Annotated in this window: 14 protein-coding genes and 1 pseudogene; 4 read left to right on the plus strand and 11 right to left on the minus strand. The window is 47.4% G+C overall.

What is annotated here, in order from left to right; genetic code table 11:
- Window positions 1-196: 196 nt before the first annotated feature.
- Window positions 197-1,006, minus strand: a complete 810-nt coding sequence (locus tag EVJ21_RS04815) for an SLAP domain-containing protein (RefSeq protein ID WP_131489999.1) — start codon at window positions 1,004-1,006, stop codon at window positions 197-199.
- Window position 1,007: 1 nt separating this feature from the next.
- A complete protein-coding gene (gene secA2 / locus EVJ21_RS04820; protein WP_131490000.1) occupies window positions 1,008-3,371 on the minus strand; it encodes an accessory Sec system translocase SecA2 in 2,364 nt (787 codons plus the stop codon).
- A gap of 254 nt (window positions 3,372-3,625) precedes the next feature.
- Between secA2 and EVJ21_RS04825 the strand changes: the two genes are divergently transcribed.
- From EVJ21_RS04825 to EVJ21_RS04835, 3 genes are all read left to right on the plus strand, one after another.
- The gene (locus EVJ21_RS04825) at window positions 3,626-4,921 is read left to right on the plus strand and encodes a Y-family DNA polymerase (RefSeq protein WP_131490001.1); all 1,296 of its coding nucleotides are present in this window, start codon (window positions 3,626-3,628) and stop codon (window positions 4,919-4,921) included.
- Window positions 4,918-5,247, plus strand: a complete 330-nt coding sequence (locus EVJ21_RS04830; protein WP_071397939.1) for a YolD-like family protein — start codon at window positions 4,918-4,920, stop codon at window positions 5,245-5,247. The genes EVJ21_RS04825 and EVJ21_RS04830 overlap by 4 nt, the downstream gene beginning before the upstream one ends.
- A 195-nt stretch (window positions 5,248-5,442) precedes the next feature.
- Entirely contained in the window at window positions 5,443-6,033 is a 591-nt protein-coding gene (locus EVJ21_RS04835; protein ID WP_131490002.1) for a YcxB family protein, read from the plus strand.
- A gap of 188 nt (window positions 6,034-6,221) precedes the next feature.
- Here the strand turns inward: EVJ21_RS04835 and EVJ21_RS04840 are convergent, their stop codons facing one another.
- The 5 genes and pseudogenes from EVJ21_RS04840 to EVJ21_RS04860 all read right to left on the minus strand — a co-directional run bounded on the left by EVJ21_RS04840 (window position 6,222) and on the right by EVJ21_RS04860 (window position 11,074).
- On the minus strand, window positions 6,222-6,863 hold the full coding sequence (locus tag EVJ21_RS04840) for an ABC transporter ATP-binding protein (RefSeq protein WP_131490003.1): 642 nt from the start codon (window positions 6,861-6,863) through the stop codon (window positions 6,222-6,224).
- A 12-nt stretch (window positions 6,864-6,875) separates the two neighbouring features.
- The gene (locus EVJ21_RS04845; RefSeq protein ID WP_131490004.1) at window positions 6,876-8,366 is read right to left on the minus strand and encodes a hypothetical protein; all 1,491 of its coding nucleotides are present in this window, start codon (window positions 8,364-8,366) and stop codon (window positions 6,876-6,878) included.
- A 13-nt stretch (window positions 8,367-8,379) separates the two neighbouring features.
- Window positions 8,380-9,159 (minus strand): ABC transporter permease, encoded by a 780-nt coding sequence (locus EVJ21_RS04850; RefSeq protein ID WP_131490005.1) that lies wholly within the window; start codon window positions 9,157-9,159, stop codon window positions 8,380-8,382.
- Window positions 9,128-9,461: pseudogene (locus EVJ21_RS15495) on the minus strand (PadR family transcriptional regulator). Before EVJ21_RS15495 ends, EVJ21_RS04850 begins: the two are co-directional and overlap by 32 nt.
- 203 nt (window positions 9,462-9,664) lie before the next feature.
- Window positions 9,665-11,074: an NAD-dependent epimerase/dehydratase family protein gene (locus tag EVJ21_RS04860; protein ID WP_131490006.1), complete on the minus strand. Its 1,410-nt coding sequence runs from the start codon at window positions 11,072-11,074 to the stop codon at window positions 9,665-9,667.
- 137 nt (window positions 11,075-11,211) lie between these two features.
- On the opposite strand from EVJ21_RS04860, the gene EVJ21_RS04865 reads away from it, so the two are divergent.
- Window positions 11,212-11,403 (plus strand): hypothetical protein, encoded by a 192-nt coding sequence (locus EVJ21_RS04865; RefSeq protein WP_131443139.1) that lies wholly within the window; start codon window positions 11,212-11,214, stop codon window positions 11,401-11,403.
- A 302-nt stretch (window positions 11,404-11,705) separates the two neighbouring features.
- On the opposite strand, the gene EVJ21_RS04870 is transcribed toward EVJ21_RS04865, so the two are convergent.
- The 4 genes from EVJ21_RS04870 to EVJ21_RS04885 form a co-directional block, all read right to left on the minus strand.
- Window positions 11,706-13,163 carry an ATP-dependent nuclease gene (locus tag EVJ21_RS04870; RefSeq protein ID WP_131490007.1) on the minus strand — a complete coding sequence of 486 codons (1,458 nt, stop codon included), beginning with the start codon at window positions 13,161-13,163 and terminating at the stop codon, window positions 11,706-11,708.
- Window positions 13,160-14,350, minus strand: coding sequence for a DUF262 domain-containing protein (locus EVJ21_RS04875; protein ID WP_131490008.1), 1,191 nt, complete (start codon window positions 14,348-14,350; stop codon window positions 13,160-13,162). The genes EVJ21_RS04870 and EVJ21_RS04875 overlap by 4 nt, the downstream gene beginning before the upstream one ends.
- A 389-nt stretch (window positions 14,351-14,739) precedes the next feature.
- Entirely contained in the window at window positions 14,740-15,024 is a 285-nt protein-coding gene (locus EVJ21_RS04880) for a hypothetical protein (RefSeq protein WP_131490009.1), read from the minus strand.
- Complete coding sequence (locus tag EVJ21_RS04885; RefSeq protein WP_131490010.1) at window positions 14,987-15,319, minus strand: hypothetical protein; 333 nt, start codon at window positions 15,317-15,319, stop codon at window positions 14,987-14,989. The genes EVJ21_RS04880 and EVJ21_RS04885 overlap by 38 nt, the downstream gene beginning before the upstream one ends.
- Window positions 15,320-15,393 lie beyond the last annotated feature (74 nt).

Below are 15,393 nucleotides of genomic sequence, written 5' to 3' on the forward strand. Positions count from 1 at the left end.
TTGTGCATCCGTCTTTGCCCGTCAAGTAGCGTTCGGCCACATGAATTTTGAAAGCCTTCGTAAATTTGACCATAAAAACACCCCATAAAAGTTGGATTTTTATGTCCAACTTTTATGGGGCAGTTCAAATGGGTCACTTATTTCAAGTGTCCTTCATTCGGGGTTCAGTTCAGTTTTAGAGAACCTGGGCTTTTCCTTATTGTTTGATGCGGACCGTGAACGGCCCTGTCACTTCAATCGCTTCAAACGTCGCCGGCACCGGATAGGCGTGTTTGCCTTGGACCGGCTCGCTCAAGCGAATCGTCGTGTTCGCGATCGCTTCGTCCCCGCTCACGAGTTCGAGCGGTAACTGTTCAACGTTCAGTTCATGCTCGTAGCCGTTACGGAGAAGCAACGTCGCCGTGACGTTCGTCTCACTTGTTTCGACCGAGACGAGCATCAAATTGAACTCATTCTCGCCGACGGGCGGTGTCGACACGTTCGTGCGACGGAGCTGTTGCCACGCCGTGTTCGAAAATTGTTCGACTTCCTCATCTAGAAGCATCTGTAACGGATCGATCGGATTCATTTGGAAGACGAGTCGCATCGACGTCAGTTCTTCCGCTTCAAACTCGCCGAACAGTTCATCTGCAAAAAAGTCCAAATAGACCGGTTTGCTCGTCCACGGCTCGAAGCTCGGAAGGTCGACGCGGCTCAATACTTTCCGCCCGAGCGGAACGTTGTCTTTGTTCAAGAGGAGAACCGGCAATTCATTGACTTCGAACGAGCTCGGGAGCGTGTTCCGGAACAAGGCGACGAGCGACAATCCGCCCATCAACTTTTCAGCGTGCAACAGCTCGATCGACAGTTGGTTGTCGAGAAGCGCCGGCAGCCGCTTCGCGTGATAGCGGAACATGTACTCGTCTTCTTTCGGAATCCCCATGTCGCTGTCGATCACGAGCGTCAGTTGACGCCCTGTCTCGGTCTTCCCTGTATCGATTTGTTTACGTTTACGAAATCCTAACATATTACTCCTCCTCCAATTGCGTGACGAAATAGCGGTCGAGCTGACATACTTCCGTCGTCACTTCACGGGCAATATTGACATACGTCTGTTCGAAGATCTCAAATCCTTCTTTACCGAACTGACGACTCGGGTCTTCCTGCCCATAACTACGGAGTCCGATGCCTTCTTTTAATCCGCTCATCGTCGTGAGGTGGTCCGTCCATTTTCCGTCCAACGCCCGTAACAGTGATTCTTTGACGAACGTCACGACTTCCTCGGCTTGAAGACGGGCCTCGGCCGTTTTGACGATGTCGTCGATCCACGGCGCAAGCTCTGCCTTCAATTCCAACGAGTCGGCGATCTCATCTGACCAGACCGGCTCGCGTGTCGTCAAGTAGACGAGGTCTGTCTTCAACTCGTCGAGCGGCCACTCTTCTGGGACGAGCTCGTCCGAGACGTGCATGTCGATACTGTTCGCTAAAGCGAGATGCATCATGCCGAGCACGTTGTTCGTGATCGCCGCAGCGTCGGCGTTGACCGCCTGATCGCGGATCGTGTAGATGATTTTCCGTTGTTCGTTCAAGACGTCGTCGAGCTTGAACAAGTAGTCCCGAATCGAGACGCCGAGTCCTTCGATTGTCGTCTGGGCGTACTCGATGACGTCAGCCGCGTCTTTCGCGGACACTTCGCCACGTTCGTCCGGCTTCAGTTTCTTCTCGATCCGCTCAAGTTTTTGGATCGCGTAACGTTTGACAATCTCATCTTCGAGCGAGACGAAGAACTGCGTCGCGCCAGGATCGCCTTGACGTCCCGAACGACCGCGAAGCTGGTTGTCGACACGTTGCGACTCATGGCGTTCCGTCCCGATGACGAACAAGCCGCCCACTTCTTTCGATTTCGTATCAAGCATGATATCGGTCCCGCGACCGGCCATGTTCGTCGCGATTGTCACTTTGCCGAAGCGTCCGGCGTCGGCGATGATGTCCGCTTCTTGCGTGACCGTCTTCGCGTTCAACACCTCATGCTGAATCCGCTGTTTCGACAAGTGCTTACTGATGGCCTCGGACTGGGCGATCGACGTCGTGCCGATCAACACCGGGCGTCCCATCTCATGCAGCTCGACGACTTTGTCGGTCACGGCCGCATACTTTTGGTCGACCGTCATGAAGATACGGTCCGAGTTGTCTTCGCGCAAACGCGGCCGGTTCGTCGGCACTTGGACGACGTCCATGTTGTACGTCTTCAAAAACTCTTGGCGAGACGTCTGGGCCGTCCCGGTCATACCACCGATGAGCGGATACATCCGGAAATAATGCTGAATCGTGATCTCGGCCGTCGTCTTGTTCTCTTCGGTGATCGTGACGCCTTCTTTCGCCTCGAGCGCCTGATGAAGCCCTTCCGACAGACTGCGTCCTTCCATGATCCGTCCCGTGAACAAGTCGATGAGCTCGATCTTGTCTTCTTTGACGATATAGTCGACGTCGAGTTCGAACAAGACGTTCGCCCGGAGCGCTTGGACGAGGTAGTGATAGAGCACTTGATGCTCGGCGCTGAACAAGTTGTCGACCGCGAACATGTCTTCGATTTTCAAGATCCCGGAGTCAGTGAGCGCCGTCGATTTCGATTCGAGGTCGACTTCGTAGTCCGCCTCGTCGAGCTCGGTGACGACACGTTGCGCCAACTCCTTCAAGCGGATGTGCGAGCGGTCTTTTTGGGCGATGATGAGCGGCGTCTTCGCCTCGTCGATCAAGATGCTGTCGACTTCATCGATGATGGCGAAGTGGAACGGGCGCTGGACGCGCTCTTCCGGTGACCCGACCAAGTGATCGCGCAAGTAGTCGAACCCGAACTCGGTCCCGACGCCGTATGTAATGTCGGCCTGGTAAGCAGCGTGCTTGTCGCTCTGTTCCATCTCAGGAACGTTCAACCCGACCGAGAGACCAAGGAAATCGTGGATCTGCCCGATTTGTTTCGCGTCACGCGTCGCGAGATATTCGTTGACGGTGATGACGTGGACGCCTTTGCCTTCGAGTGCTATGACGTAACTCGGGAGCGCGGCGACGAGCGTTTTCCCTTCCCCGGTCGGCATCTCGGAAATGTTCCCTTCGAGGAGGGCGAACCCGCCGATGAGCTGGACGTCATAGTGACGCATGCCTAAGACACGCACCGCCGCCTCACGGACGAGGGCGAACGCTTCTTCGGCGACATCATCGACTTTGGCGCCGTCGACGATTTTTGCTTTCAATGTTTCGGTATATGTGCGCATCTCGTCGTCTGAGAGCGCCTGCATCGTTGTCTCTAATTGGTTGATCCGGTCGACGCGTCGCTGATAGCCTTTCAAGCGCCGGCTCTGGTCATTCGTCAATTGCTTTACAAACTGAATCACGTTGTAGCCTCCATTTAGTTCACAGTCATTGTCAAATCCATACCCGTCTATTATAGCGAAATTTTGCTCATTTCGGAGACTTTTTTACGAAAACTTCCTAAAAGATGGTTTTTAAATTGTGAAATTCCTATAAAAATTGGGTAAATTTCAAAATATATTTACAAGTTTATTTTCATTTTTCTATTTGAGACGGTTTGAGACCGTGATACGATAAGAAAAACAGAACATTTGTTCGTAAAAAAGGAGATGGGATCATGCGCCGGCGGATCTTCTGTGTCGACAGCGTCTCATTTTATGCCAGCTGCGAGTGCGCGGCCCGTAACTTGAACCCGTACAAGACGAAGCTCGTCGTCTTATCGAACTTACAGGACAGCGGCGCCCTCGTCCTCGCCGCGACCCCGCCGCTGAAACGGCTCGGCATCAAGACCGGCTCCCGACGCTTTCACATCGACCGCCTGCCTTGGCATGAGCGACGGCACGTCCTCTACGCCGAGGCCAGGATGAGCCATTACTTGAACGTATCGGTGCAAATCGTCCACATCTTGCACCAGTTCGCACCGCCTGAGGCGATCCGCGTCTACTCGGTCGATGAGACGCTCGTCGACTTGACGGGGACGGAGCGCTTGTTCGGGAACGATGACCACGTCGCCCGCCTCATCCGCTCGACCGTCTTCCGCTACACCGGCGTCCCGGTCACGATTGGGATCGGACCGAACAACGTCCTCGCCAAACTTGTCCTCGACTTGCATGGCAAAAAGACCGGTGTCGCCAGTTGTGCCCTCCACGACGTCGAACGATTGATCCATCCGGCGCCGATCGAGAAGATGTGGGGCGTCGGGGCGAAGATGGCGGTCCATCTCCATCGGCTCGGCATCGACACAATCGGCGACCTGGCCCGTTATCCGCTCGACGTGTTGCACGATAAGTTCGGTGTCATCGGCGCCGAGCTGTGGCATCACGCCTGGGGCATCGACGAGTCGCCGACGATCCTGCCGGCGAGTTCGCTGTTCGGGGCGAAACGCCAACGGCCCCGGACGATTGGCCACGGCATCACGCTCATGAAAGACTATACGACGGAAAGTTCGACCCGACTCGTCTTGCAGGCGATCGCCGTCGAGGTCGGGATGCGGACGCGGCAGTCGGGACTCGTCGGCGGCAACATCCATCTCGGTGTCCGCTACACCCGGACGAGCGAGCGGCGCGGCTTCAGCAAACAAAAAAAGCTCGCCCGCTTCACGGCGGACGAGCGTGAGTTTTTGCCGGTCCTGTTCCAACTGTTTCTTGAGGCGTGGGACGAGACCGAGGCGGTCCGTTACGTCTCGGTCGCCCTCGGCAAGCTCGAGCCCCGGAGCGACCACGTCCAGCTGTCGTTGTTCGAGGACGAATGGGCTCGGGCCCGTCGGTTCGACTTTTTAGACCTCGTCGATCAATTGAACGTCCGCTTCGGCCGCGGCACGATCCGTCCGGCCTCGAGTCTACTGAAAGACAGTCCGCTCCGCACGCGGCAACGCCTGATCGGCGGACATAAACAAGGAGGTGAACCGTCATGAGCCAAACCCGCTACAAAGACCGCGGTGAATTGAAGTGGATCCCGTTTCTCATGCCCGAACACGTGGCGCTGCTCAAAAAATATTACGCCCACGTCCAAAAGATCGAGCTGCCCGACATCGACGAGCAACTCCTTTATCTGTGGCAGACCGAACTCGAACGGGCCATCCGGGAAGGCGACCAAGTCGAACTGACGTTGTTCGAGGATGGTCTCGCCCGCTCTATGCGTGGCTACGTCCATGCCATCTATTACGCCGAACGCGAAGTCGAACTGTTCGACACAGACGTGCGCCGCATCCCGTTCAGCCACATCCTGTCGGTCCGGTAAGACGCGTCAATCGCGTCTTGCGTCGTCTAGAACAATCAAAGTTACTTTATTGGAAATTACAGTAAACACTTTGTTATTGTTATTTTAAAGTGCAACACATAAAAAGAGGTAAGTCGTGACGGCAACAAATCTAATCACTACGTGTAAGGTGTTAAAAATGTATACGGCTTTACTTAGAAAAAGAGGGATTACACGATGGATACAAAATATCAACTGACGTTTGAAGATTTTATGGCGTTACAGAAAGACTCATTAAAGAGGATTGAGCATCACCAAGCTAGATATAACATCACAACTATCGCACTCGCCATGATGGTCTTCCTGTTCGGCTTTATCGTTCTCCATATCGTCTTGCCAATGTCTCTCTATTTTTATACTCTCTACCTGAATTCAGAGAATATATTTAAAATTATTGTGGTCTGTTTAGCTCTTATCCCTGTAATTTTATTAAAATCGTTTATTGGAAAATATTACGATTTCGTCACGCTTCGTAAACTCAAATCTGCGTATAAAAACGATAAACGATGGCCGCGCGATGTGACGTTGCACCTTCACGAAACTGGGATTCACGTAAATTCATCTTACGTCAGTGGGATTAAAAAAACTGACGTGGCATGGGAATCAATTAAAGTTGTTGGCGAAGACGACCATCACTTCTTTTTATACTATGAAACGAACGAAGCTATCATTGTCCCCAAAATGATTCCCGCACTGAATGAATCAGAGAACCGAATACTTCATGATTTAATAAATCAACACTTGAACCGTCACGTAGTAAACGAATAATGAGAGAAAACCGAACAGTACTCATTATGTACTAAAAGACAGAACAAGAAGACGCAACCATTGTGTGATGGTTGCGTCTTCTTCAATTCGTCGGTGTCTCGACAACTTGATCGCCCTCGTCCGCGTCTTCTATAAGCAAACGGACGTGACGGCCGAATAGCCACATGACGATGAGCCTACTTCTCCTTTCAAACAATTTTCTCTAGCTTTCCCCGATTGATCCGATACACGTCCTCACAGAGATAATCGATGTCTTCTTGATTGTGACTCGTGATGAGAATCGTTTTCCCTTCGTCTCGAAACGCGAGCAACAACTCCCGTAACGATTGGACGCTATCATGATCTAACGCGTTAAACGCTTCGTCCAAAATCAAAATCTGCTGATTCTCCATGATGGCTTGTGCGATGGCAAGCTTCTGTTTCATCCCAAGCGAATAGTTTTTCACTTTCTGTTGATTGTCCGGGTTCAGTCCCAACATTGACATCGTTTTCCGAATCGTCTCTTCGCTAATCTTGTTTTGGATTTGCGCCAATTCGCTCAAGTTCTTAAACCCGGTCTTATTGGCAATATAACCTGGACGATCGATGATGATGCCGATGTCCTCCGGGAAACGATGATCCTTCCCCATCTGTTTCTCTCGGATGTACACCTCTCCCACATCCGGGAAGACGAACCCGCACATCATTTTGAAAAGGATGGATTTCCCCGACCCGTTCGGTCCGACGATTCCGACGATCCGTCCTGGTGGAATCGATAAGTCGACCGCGTCAAACAACACATTTCCTTTATATGACTTTGTCACATTTTTTAATTCAATCACTGCAGACATGGTCATCCCCCTTTATACTTGTAAACTTCTTCTGAACAACAGGTGCGCACTCGTCATCAACAAAACGACCGTTCCCGCTAATATGGACAACACGTATGGAATCGAGTGCGACTCAAGCACGACCAAAGCGTTCATGCCGACCGGTAACCAGCCGACGTTCAAGCTCGGAAACAGCAAGATTGATAACACCCCTAACACCATCGGCACCGCATACGCCTCCTGAAGCAACCAAGTCACGATAAAACAGATCAACGTATAGACAAGTAATTGAAACACCGTGCTGACAAATAGAAACGCGACCACGGCTGGGAGCGAGTGCTCAAACACACCTCCAAAGCTGAACTCCAGGCGCATGAGCTGACCAACGAGTAGCGTCGCTCCAATCAGACATGTGATAAGCACCGCGAAAAACATCACTTCTCGGACAATGATCGTATGGAACCAGCGATGCGGACTCTTATACCGGATGAGCTTGTAATGACTGATTTCTTGCAGTTCCCGCTGCATCCGGATTTGACTCATGTACGTCGCCCCAAAGAAGAGAATCAAGTACGACATGAGCGAAAGATAGGAGAAATAATCTGAATTCACCCCGATGAACGTCGCTGTCACGAGTTCGCTACCCGTTGTGATTTCGTTTGAGGACATCATCGCGGTATATGAAATATGTAAAAATACTAAGCCACCATATAACATATAGGGCCCGTAATCTTTCCACTTTCCCCAGTCCATACGCTGTAAGGTCGTCAGCTGACCGAATACGAGATGTTGCCCCGCTATCACAAAGACGAGCACGAGTGCGGCGACAAGTAAACTCGAATAGGAGAGGGACGTCATCGCGACCGATAGATACGTCGTCGGTGACAAAAACTTCAGCTCCTCCGGAAGCGCCTTAAACCCGAAAACACCGAAGAAGAACGTCACAATCGTCTGCGCGTACAGCCAGCCTTTCTTTTGATGGAAAAAAAACAGACCGGCAAGCGAGAAGTGAACAGTGATAAGGAACAAGAGCAACAACAGCAGTTGTACCGGGAGCGGATGCCACGGAATCGAGAACTGCTCCTGTAACACGCTCGTCGCATTCACATCATCGATCCCTTGCGTATAACCGCTCCATCCTCCTTCATAAGGCAATCCGATTGTCATGAAGAGACTGAGCACGAACAAGACGGTGAACAGCGGAGCGGTCTCGACGAGGAATAGCTTCAACGTCCGGTAAGCCCAGCCTCGAGGCGTCGCGAAACGAATAAACACTTCATGACGGCTCTCACGGATGAGGATGCCGACCGACAGAAACAATATGATGGGAAACACGAAATACGTCAGCAAATACATGTCGTTCGTGAGCGCATAAAATCCATCCCACATGTTCACCTTCGTCTGTTGTACGTGCACTATTTCGATCATCTCGCGCTTCGAAAAAAAAGCATATAAGAAGACGATGATGAGCGCGAGTAGCCAAATTTTTCGCGTGAACTCGTGTCTCAAGCGTTCCACAACCATGACCCATCCCCCCTTAAAAGCTCCACTCGCGACGTGGACGGAGCCGGAAGACATAAATTCCGACCCCAAGCGAAACGAAAATCAGAAACGGAACGAACATCGTCCACACCGGCTGCGCCGTGATGTTGAACGGGAACAACGTGCTGAGCGGTGAGAACTGGGGCGACTGAAAAACACCTGCGACAAAATTCAGGATGTGATACATCAAAAACGGCAGTGAGATGGCGACGAACACATTCTCAAGCGTCAACATGAACAGATAGGCCATCGTCGCATATAACGCCCCATTCAACCCAATCCAGACGGCATAGGAGAATCCGTATAGTAGCGGATGGATGTCAGCCAAAAACGATAACGTCGTCTGCGGTACGATTACCCCTTCCGTCACGTCGGTATACGTGACGAGATGGAACATCGGTTCGATGTATAGCACAAATAAAAAAGTCACGAAAATCATAAGGAAGAGTACGACGCCGCTCAATACCGCGTTGACGAGCCCCTTCACGAACAGATATTTCGATAGGTCAACGCGCGTCCGTGTATACGTCACGAAATGATGACGGTGTTCCGCGAGGATATTCGGTAAAAAAATCAAGATGGCGAGCACCGGGAACAACATGCTCGGAATCGTCGAGACGCTTTCTTCAAACACTTCAATCGGCTCGAAGAACTGATACCCCTCTCGAATCGTCATGAACTGAACGAGTGGCACGATGAAGATAATGGTCGCATAGACGAGTAAGGAACGGACGGTCCAGATGTTAGTGAGTTCTCGTTGAATGAGTTGCTTCATATATTATTCCTCCTTCGATGTAGTACGATTCGCCATCCAAAAACCGATCGCGTTCGGGCGCGGCCAGCTCTTCTATTGTCACGCGGTAGTATTTCCGGCGCCCACCGGCACCTTGATCGTCGCCCCAATACGATTCGACGCTTCCTTTTCTTCTCGAGTCGTTTCAGAGACAAGTAGAGCGTCCCTTCTTTCAACTCGAACGTTTCGTCCGTTCGAGCGTGGACGACTTTGACAATCTCATAGCCGTACATATCCTGATCGTTAAGCAACGACAAGATAATCGTGTCGATCTGCCTTTTCAATCACTTTTTATCGATTTCCATAAGTCCATCCATTTATATCCCAATCAGAGTTACCTAATTTTCCCACATGAATAACTTGTTATGCAATGTATTTATTTTTTTGATGCTATTGGCGCATTTAACTTTTAAAAGCAGACATAGACCATGATGAAAGGGCACAAAAAAGAAGACAGGGTGTCCTGTCTTCTCGTGGGAACATGAAATTAATTCGTCGGTGCCTTGACGACTTGATCGCCCTCGTCCGCGTCTTCTCCAAGTAAACGGACGTGACGGCCGAACAGCCACATGACGACGAGATGGGCTTTCGCCTGCGTCTTCGTATAGAACCACCACGGCATGGCCGGTACGAACTCGTGGATTGCAATCAGCCCCTCGTCCGAGTCAGGGAGTCGCCTGAACTCAAGGCGGCCGGTCTTGTCGTCCTCGGTCAGCTTCGCGAACAGTCCCCCATCGATCTCGAATGAGGCCATGTCGTCCGTCGCCGCATCTTCAAGCGACAAGTGGAGTGCGACGAGTGACGGACGGAGGAGCGCAATTTCCCAATCATCCTGTTCTTTCGTCGTCTGGATGAGCGGATAAGCGATCCGCCCGAGCCATTCGAAATATTCGTCGGCCATCCAAGCCGCTGATTTATCGTCTGGCAGACCGAAACGTTGAATCGAACGGACCGTATACTGTTGCGGCGCTTTTTTCTTCTTGCCGGCCGACTTCTGCTTCTCTTCTTCCTCGAGCGCGTGCTCGACCGCTTCCTTGAACGGGATCTCACCTTGCTTGACGCCGTCCGTGTCTTTGGCGACCATGACGTGATCCATGCTCTCGACGAGCGGATAGACGGTGTCTTTCGGCTCACCGGTGACAGCCATGACCCAAAGCCGTGACAGCTTGATCGTCGGGAACGGGAAGTCGATCATGACGCGACGCTTGCCCATGACGTCAGCCGTATCTTCGATCATCTTCCGATACGTCATCACTTCCGGACCACCGATGTCGATATGATGGTCGTACAACGATTCGGCCCCGACGACCGAGATGAGCGCTTGGACCGCTTCTCGCAAATCAATTGGATGTGTCTCCGTCTTCGTCCAGTTCGGGAGGATCATGACCGGGAGTCGTTTGACGAGTTTCGCGAGAATCGGAAACGACGAGCCTTCCGGACCGATGATGAGTCCGGCCCGGATCGTCGTCACCGGAACGCCTTGGCCACCGAGGATGCGTTCGACTTCAAGGCGGCTCTTCAAGTGCCGTGACAACGTCTTCGACTCTTTTGGAATGATGCCGCTCAAATAGACAATCTGCTCGATATCGTTCGCGCTCACTGCCCGGGCGAAGTTATCAGCGATGAGCGCGTCCATATCCTCAAACGTCGCCTGCGTTAGCCCACCGTCCGGGATCATCGAGTGGACGAGGAACATGGCGTAGTCCGCCCCTTCGCACGCCTCGCGCGTCTGCTCATATGAGAACAAGTCGCACGACCGCCACGTGATATGGGCCTCGTCTTCCTTGTTCTTCGTCGAGCGGGATAAGGCGATAATGTCATATTCTTCTTTTAAATGTTCCATCACGTTCGAGCCGATATAGCCGCTCGCGCCCGCGATGACGATCGTTTTCCGCATATTGGTCACTCCCCTTAGTTTGCACATAGAGGTTATGTACCCGTCTTGGACTGAGATTAAATCAGTCGCGAGCCCTACAGTGTGCATTGGAAAATTTATGTAAACTAGACTCAATTACAGGAAGAGGAGGAATGGTTATGGGATTTTGGTATTTCTTGATGCTGTTGATCGGTGGCTGGCTCGTAATTCGTGCCGTATTCAAAAAGAACACGAACGGCCTCCTGCGGATTGGCACACTTGTCGTCGGTGGTCTGTTAATTGCGCTTGGACTGTTCATGTTTCAAGATGGAAGTGATGCGATTGTTGCGGATTTGTTTAACTTGTGGTGAGGATTAAATAGATATAAGTGAATCGAACCTTTGTAAACAGGTTCGATTCACTTATATCTTAGGAACTTAATTGTAAATTTTAGCCTTAAATACTCATTATTGCCAACTATAAAAAAGACAAAAAATAATAACGCTATTTTCTTCTTTTACATGGTCCATATTCGAGTTCATCCAGTCTCTAACCCAACAATCACAATTGATCTCCTAGTTTTCTTAAGCTATTCATAGTTGAAGTACATTAAAGCTTTGCGGGAAATAAATCTGTCTACTCCTAACAAATGTTTAGCAAATACTATTGAAAATTAAGTACAAAAATTACTTACTTGTGAAATGAAATCATCATAATCTTCTTTATTATTTTCTAATAATATATTTATCATTTTATCAATAAATATATCTTGACTAATAGAAAGGTCTCTACAGAGTTCAATTAGCCAATCATGTTCGTTAAACCCTTCTAAGGCAGTTAGTACTTCCTCTAGTTTTTCAGAGTCTATTTGTAAACTATATGAGACAACATCTATTTGAGATAATATCAAATCTTTAAATTGGTTTTCCGGACTAAGTAAACCAGGTAAAAAGGTAAACGGATGAGAATAGTGTCCAGTAATTTTACCATTTTGATCGCCATCAAATATGCCTATTATTCTAGATGGCAGTATAGATAAGTGAGGCACTTTTAAAGTGTTTTTGATATTTTCTACACCGCCTAATGTAATCACCAAGTAATCAAATTGGCTATTTAAATTATATCTATTGAAAATGTTTGTAACTATTGTTTTAGCAACATTGTCTTCCACACAAAAAATAATAGGAACTGTGAGCGGCATTCCTAATGACTTTAAGGTCCAGTATTTATTTTTAGGTTTTTTGACCTTTGAGCGAGACCCGGTCCTGGAAACATATACAATGTTGTGTGCAGGAATCCTATTTACTATTGCATGAGAGTGCGAAGTGATTATAGTACAAAGTTTTTTTTCTACAGTATATTTAGCAAGTACGTTAATCAAATTTTCTTGAGTTTGATAAGATAAATAAGTTTCAGGTTCTTCTATTATCAAATAGCTATGCTTTGCCAAATTTTTAACAGAAGAATATATATATATAGCTGCAATTTCCCCTAATCCTAAAATTTCGGTCCCATGAAGGTGTCCTGAGTACTCTATTTCAAAGTAAGGAATATAGCGGTCATCGTCTACCTCAATATCATAGATATAACAATTAGAAATGTCTTTATTTAAAATAAAACTTAACTCTTTTAACTCTTTAGGATTCAACTTTTTTGAGGGAGCAGGCTCTATCAATTCAGAGAGATTACTTTGTTTAGTAAAATAACTTAATAATTCTGTACAATGATTCGAAGTGTCAATAATCATAGAAGAGAAATTTAATTCTTCACCTTGAGCTTCTTCCGCTTCATTTGCTCCACCCTCTTGTAACCCCACTTGTGGATAAGAAATTGAATGATTTTTATTATCATACAAAACTTTTAATACAAAAGATGATTCATTTACTTTTTTTTGTCTGTAGGCGTTTGACTGAAAGTAAATAGGATCTAAAACTGCAATTAAAGAACTAAGTAAAGTGGATTTACCTACACCATTTCTCCCACAAATTGCTATCAATTGTCCATCAAATGCAATTCTATCTGAGTGAAGCATTCCTAAACTCGTGATGCTTAATTCTGCGATACCTGTTTTAAATTCGGCTTTTTTACTTTCAAGTCGACTCCAATAATCATTTATCTCCGCACTTCTCATAGTTCGTTATCCCAATAATTCTCCAAAAATTCTTCGAGAATATACGCTAAGTTAGCACTTGAGTAATTACTATCATAACTTTCAGAAATAGTTTGAATTAATTTAGAGAGTAACTTTTGTTGTTCAGGATATTTTAAATTAAATTTATCATAAGTCAAATACATAAAAATCCATAAGACTAAATCTCTTAATTTAATAGAGCTAGTGTTTTCAGCCCTATAACTGGCCCTATCGTTGTAAAGATTTAAAAGATCTTCTACTACTTCTTCAGGAATTTCTAAATCATAATAAGTAAAAAGTATATTCCTTGAGTTATTTTTTGAAGTTTCAAAGTTATAAATAAATTTACCCAAAAATTGAGTGTCTATGTAAGAATCAAGTTGCGATATAAAACAGAGTAAACTGTACATAGTCGACTTATTAAATCTAATGTTCGTATCAAATTGAGAAAGACAGTCACTAAAAATTTCTAAAGACTGTGTTGCTTTTTCTATTGCGTTTTCGTCAAAAGGTTCACCTCTTCTGTATTTCATAGTAATATTTTTTGATGAAGCAGGTTTTTTTAACGATTTATTTTCTAATGTAAAACAAACTTTTGCTAACATATCATCGTGAGCCATTCTAGCATTAGAAAACCCCAGAACTGATTTATCTAAACCTAAATGACTCATGTAGCCACTTAAATTTTTCACTTGGTTTCTAGGAACTCCGTAGAAAGAATTTCTTTGTTCAGCAGGACTCAAGGTTGTGGACTGATTTAATCTATAAAAGAGCTCTCCAGGTTCTTCAGGAAGATACTCTTTGATAATAAACACTCTAATAGTATAATCTAAAAATTTATTTTTTACTTTTTCAGGGAAATCAGAGAATTTCAAACCATCTAACTCTTTTATAAGAGGATCTAATGGGATCTCATCTCCAAATACCCCAAACTGATTATTTATAAAATCTCTAATTGCGGCAAGCCTTTGTTGACCATCTAAAACTTCATGCTTTCCAGAATCTTTGACATAGACCAAGTGAATAGGAGGAATATGCCAATCTCTTAAAATGCTATCAATCAATTTTCTCTTTTTGTTTACATCCCACACTTCTCCACGTTGAAAATCAGGTTGTAAGTCATAAATACCTTTTTGAATTCTAGAGTTTATAGTTTCAATATTTGGATCTGAAGTTTGTGATATCATGTTTTTTTAACCTCCTTAGCTTAAAGTTTAACACATAAAAACATTTGCAATAAATTTAAAATAATGGAAACCACGGGCGTCGAACCAGCGTCGGAAAGCATTGTTAACACATGCTTCTCCGTGTGTAGTTTATCGAATAAGTTTCAATGTGACACTGCCGATAAACAGGCGTTTTCAAATCCAGGTGCACGGCTCGTGATGCGCGGCTTATTCAAAAAAACACGAACGGATTCATGCGATTCGGCACACTCGTCATCGGAGGTTTGTTAATTGCACTCGGATTGTTTATGTTCCAAGATGGAAGTGATGCGATTGTTGCGGCTTTGTTTAACTTGTGGTGACTATAGACCGAACAAAAACACTTCCTGCACGCAGAAAGTGTTTTTTCATTAGAACGATAGAATTAACGAGGGCCCGTCATTGAGAATCTCTCCATTTTTAGCGACATAGTCGACATGAACTTCCGCATGACGTAACATGTCGCTCTCTTTTAGCGCTGTCATCCAAGTGCGGACGAGTGCCTCGTCTCCTGACGCTGGCTCCCGATGAATCGTCACCAGGATTGTCGGTACGACGTCGGCCGTTTTATGGGCGAACGGGTTCGCCGCCGAAGCGCCGAGTTGTCGTAGGGTTACTTCATCGTAAAAAAACGTCGTATGTGACGTCGCTTCCAAACCACGTCATGACCGAATCCTCAATAACATCCGTCACGTCATCTTCCCATTTCGATGCCAGGAACGTGTCGACGACTTCCCCTGTCGTCTCGTCCGCGTAAACGAAAAACTCGGTCCCTGTCACAGAATCAACTGAGGTTGCCGCATATTCGAACGGGAAATTCCCCATGTTGTCGAACGTGACCTCTCTCTTCAATTCGGCATTGTCAAAACATTCCGCTACATACGGCTCAGCGAGTTGGATTGCCTTTGCTTCTTCATCCGGATCGGACTGCATCGACTGATTGAACGCCAAAAACGAGCCCTCCCATCCCGACGACAAGTATTCCGATTCCGAGCAATGCCCATTTCCAAAAGCGCTTCATCTCG

The sequence above is a fragment of the Exiguobacterium sp. SH0S2 genome (genome assembly GCF_004337185.1).
GTDB classification, from domain to species: domain Bacteria; phylum Bacillota; class Bacilli; order Exiguobacteriales; family Exiguobacteriaceae; genus Exiguobacterium; species Exiguobacterium aurantiacum_A.

Excerpts from the sequence above, each read along its gene's own strand:
- EVJ21_RS04870 (WP_131490007.1), bottom strand. The coding sequence starts at position 13,163 with ATGAGAAGTGCGGAGATAAATGATTATTGGAGTCGACTTGAAAGTAAA.
- EVJ21_RS04850 (WP_131490005.1), bottom strand. The coding sequence starts at position 9,159 with ATGAAGCAACTCATTCAACGAGAACTCACTAACATCTGGACCGTCCGT.
- EVJ21_RS04840 (WP_131490003.1), bottom strand. The coding sequence starts at position 6,863 with ATGTCTGCAGTGATTGAATTAAAAAATGTGACAAAGTCATATAAAGGA.
- EVJ21_RS04825 (WP_131490001.1), top strand. The coding sequence starts at position 3,626 with ATGCGCCGGCGGATCTTCTGTGTCGACAGCGTCTCATTTTATGCCAGC.
- EVJ21_RS04875 (WP_131490008.1), bottom strand. The coding sequence starts at position 14,350 with ATGATATCACAAACTTCAGATCCAAATATTGAAACTATAAACTCTAGA.
- EVJ21_RS04860 (WP_131490006.1), bottom strand. The coding sequence starts at position 11,074 with ATGCGGAAAACGATCGTCATCGCGGGCGCGAGCGGCTATATCGGCTCG.
- EVJ21_RS04830 (WP_071397939.1), top strand. The coding sequence starts at position 4,918 with ATGAGCCAAACCCGCTACAAAGACCGCGGTGAATTGAAGTGGATCCCG.
- EVJ21_RS04815 (WP_131489999.1), bottom strand. The coding sequence starts at position 1,006 with ATGTTAGGATTTCGTAAACGTAAACAAATCGATACAGGGAAGACCGAG.
- EVJ21_RS04845 (WP_131490004.1), bottom strand. The coding sequence starts at position 8,366 with ATGGTTGTGGAACGCTTGAGACACGAGTTCACGCGAAAAATTTGGCTA.
- EVJ21_RS04835 (WP_131490002.1), top strand. The coding sequence starts at position 5,443 with ATGGATACAAAATATCAACTGACGTTTGAAGATTTTATGGCGTTACAG.
- EVJ21_RS04865 (WP_131443139.1), top strand. The coding sequence starts at position 11,212 with ATGGGATTTTGGTATTTCTTGATGCTGTTGATCGGTGGCTGGCTCGTA.